The sequence below is a fragment of the Armatimonas sp. genome (assembly GCF_043760365.1).
Lineage (GTDB): Bacteria > Armatimonadota > Armatimonadia > Armatimonadales > Armatimonadaceae > Armatimonas.
In genome coordinates this window covers 1-2,898 of sequence record NZ_JAYUPA010000929.1, presented here as the reverse complement: position 1 = coordinate 2,898, position 2,898 = coordinate 1, and the positions used below count along the sequence as shown (strand labels likewise).

The window sequence follows — 2,898 nt, the reverse complement described above, 5'->3', positions numbered from 1 at the left end:
GTGGAACGGGCTATAGGCTCAGGACTGCAAACCTATGAGTAAAGTACTCAAGACATTCCGCGCACGGCTCGCTTTCTGGATCGCCATGAGTGCGCTGGGCATTCTTCTGGCGACCGGCTTTGCTGTCTTTGTCAGTGTGCGAACAGCGCTCCAGGAAAAGCAAGACGAAACTCTCCTAGAGATCACCCGTACTGAGATAGAAAGTGTGGGTGGAAAGGAGATCGGAGACCCTTTAGAAATAGGCATCAACGATGAATCTATTCTTGTCTGGAGAGAGGCGACGGGGAAGATAGTCCTGGAGCGTGGGCTCGTATCACTTCGCTCTGAGAAGCGCACCGTGCGGAAGCGGCTGTTCACCCATCTATACCGGCACGGTCATACCTACCGTGCACTCTACTACCCTTATGAGGACAACGGAGTTCGTAATATCGCTCTCTGCATCGAATCCATGGCTCCCATGCAGAGCACACTGCGAAGCATCGTTTTTCGTATGCTGCTCATCGGTATGTTAGGCGCAGGTGCCACCTGTCTACTTGCGTGGAATCTCTCTGTGCGGCTCACCCGACCACTCCGCGAGATCGCGAGACAGACGGCAAGTATCCACACGGCTGATCTTAGTCTACGGCTGCCTCAGCTGTCAGAGGACGAGGAGCTAGTAGATGTTACTGAGGGAATCAATGGCATGCTCGCTCGGCTGGAAAGTCTCTTTGAAGGGCAGGCACAGTTCATTGCGGACGCTGCCCATGAGCTTCGCTCGCCGCTCGCGAATCTTCGAACGACCGCTGAAGTCGCCCTGCGTCGGCAAGACCCCAAGACTCACCAGCGTGCCCTTCAGATCACTATAACGGAAGTCGAGCGCCTGACGCGTTTGACCGAAAGCTTACTGACGCTCTCGCTCGCTGACGCAGGAGCCTTGGTGCAGGAGCGAGTCCTTGTTGATATAGCACAAATAATCACGGAGTCTGCTGAGGCGATTCGTGCTCGTGCGGAAGAAGCGGGAGTAAAGATAGAACTCCAGACCGAACCATTTTCTATTAGAGGTGACTGTCTTCGCCTGCAACAAGTTTTTGCCAATTTGCTAGATAACGCTGTGCGCTACTCGCTTCCTGGGGGGAGTGTGCGGATTCGTATTGAACGAAAGGGAGACAGAGCAGACATCTATATTGAGGATGAAGGCCCTGGTATTTCTGAGGCGAACCTCCCCCATGTGTTTGAGCGCCTCTGGCGAGCCGATACTGCACGCGCTCGCGTGACGGGAGGGTTTGGTCTCGGCCTACCCATCGTAAAAGCCATTGTGGAAGCTCATGGGGGAAGTGTCTCCGTGCGAAGCACTGTAGGAAAAGGCACTGCTGTTCAGATAAGATTCCCTCTAGCGGATCTGACTACCCCTCATTGAGCCAAGTGACCAACCCCTGCCAAGCTCTAGACTCATTTTTTGGACAGCTCAAATCCTGCCTCTATTACGCTGAGCTGACTGTACGACCCACATAGCCCCTGCTCAGAAACATTCGGGTTACTTTGTATTTCCTGGACGAAGCTCAGCGCCAATAGCGAGACATCCCCAAACCCAAGGTAGGGCGATCAAAAAACCTGCGGCTACGTCCGAAGGATAGTGCTCGCCGATCAAGACGCGGCTGAAGCCGACCAGAAAAACTCCTGTGACTGCCAAAGCCCATACCCAACGCCGACGCCGGACCGACATGTTTTGTGTTAGCCAGTAAGTTAACATCCCGTACACAACCACGGCAAAGAAAGAATGCCCTGATGGGAACGAATAGCCCAGATGCTCGAAGATAATGCTAGGACGCGGACGGTGGAACAGATACTTGAGACCGATGATTAGGCCCATCCCGCCTACGCCGCCGAGGAGCATCGTTACCCCTTGGGGCTGGAAGCGCTTCGTCACTGCAAAGTAGATCACGCACCCGAGCAACACGACCGTCTGGCAGATCGTACCCGCCAGCCACGAGATTGCTGTCATGATCGAGAAAAACAGCGGGCGGGAATGGTTGCGAAAGTAGGCTATCGTCACTTCGTCAATCTGGCGTGTCTCGCCCTCGTTGACCTCATGCGCCAGTTTGATGAACACAAACATCGCGACGGCAGCCAGGATGACTGCTAGTGTCAGCCGACTGAGGATTCGCATAGTAAGTGTCCCGAAATAGCCTTTGCTAGGTGTCATCACTTTTTTCCGTCGAGAAAGTCCGTCTGAGGATGATAGTCATAGTAAGTCATCAGCGGGACGATAGTTCCTTAAAACCGGGCCGAATCATCTCCGACTTGGAAGCAGCCTAAACGCTAACAAAAACGACCCATTGAACGGTACTCCCGGCGCGGGTCTATAGGTGAGCGGGTTGTGCAGCCCGCTCACTAGGATCGATGAAGGTCGCTGTGCGAGAAACCGGTTCAGGAAACCAAAGTACCGAGGGGCCTTTGGGGACATGGGTATCTTGGTAAGGTCAAGGCTATAGCCCTAGACTACTAACCAGGACTTCCGAACTTGGCATTGAGCGCCTCGGTGACGACGGTGGTGATGCTCGTATCGTGGCGCTTGGCCTCCGCGACCCAGTGCATCCTAAGGCGCTTAGGCACCCGGATCGAAAGGTTCACCATCTCCTCAATCACTTTAACAGAACTGCTATTCTGGCTTTCTGGCAATATCTCCACCACTCCTACCTCCTGTTCCGGCTCCACTCCTTCCGACTCTCTCGCCTTCTGGATAATGTCCGCGTAACGTGGCTTGTTCGTTTCATTTGGCTTGTTCATGTCTCGTTTCCCTTTCCCTCTAAAACTCTAACCCCTCAGATCAGCTCCAGTATCTCATTGCCGAGACTCTCGAAGTCTCCCCAAGCCGCTTTCTGCCGGGGATCGTCGAGCGTCTCCACGGTCGTGCCCGCC

At 54.2% G+C, this 2,898-nt stretch carries 3 protein-coding genes; 1 reads left to right on the top strand and 2 read right to left on the bottom strand.

The window, feature by feature from the left end; all coding sequences use genetic code 11:
- The first annotated feature begins 34 nt into the window (after window positions 1-34).
- Complete coding sequence (locus ACH2EH_RS23335; RefSeq protein ID WP_395145556.1) at window positions 35-1,396, top strand: sensor histidine kinase; 1,362 nt, start codon at window positions 35-37, stop codon at window positions 1,394-1,396.
- Between the two features lie 117 nt (window positions 1,397-1,513).
- Here ACH2EH_RS23335 and ACH2EH_RS23330 read toward each other — a convergent pair whose 3' ends face one another.
- On the bottom strand, window positions 1,514-2,146 hold the full coding sequence (locus tag ACH2EH_RS23330; RefSeq protein WP_395145555.1) for a phosphatase PAP2 family protein: 633 nt from the start codon (window positions 2,144-2,146) through the stop codon (window positions 1,514-1,516).
- Window positions 2,147-2,481: 335 nt separating this feature from the next.
- Window positions 2,482-2,766: a hypothetical protein gene (locus tag ACH2EH_RS23325; RefSeq protein WP_395145553.1), complete on the bottom strand. Its 285-nt coding sequence runs from the start codon at window positions 2,764-2,766 to the stop codon at window positions 2,482-2,484.
- Between the last annotated feature and the right edge of the window lie 132 nt (window positions 2,767-2,898).

What these genes read in the sequence shown, in the direction of transcription:
- ACH2EH_RS23335 (WP_395145556.1), top strand. Translation starts at nt 35, where the DNA reads ATGAGTAAAGTACTCAAGACATTCCGCGCACGGCTCGCTTTCTGGATC.
- ACH2EH_RS23330 (WP_395145555.1), bottom strand. Translation starts at nt 2,146, where the DNA reads ATGCGAATCCTCAGTCGGCTGACACTAGCAGTCATCCTGGCTGCCGTC.
- ACH2EH_RS23325 (WP_395145553.1), bottom strand. Translation starts at nt 2,766, where the DNA reads ATGAACAAGCCAAATGAAACGAACAAGCCACGTTACGCGGACATTATC.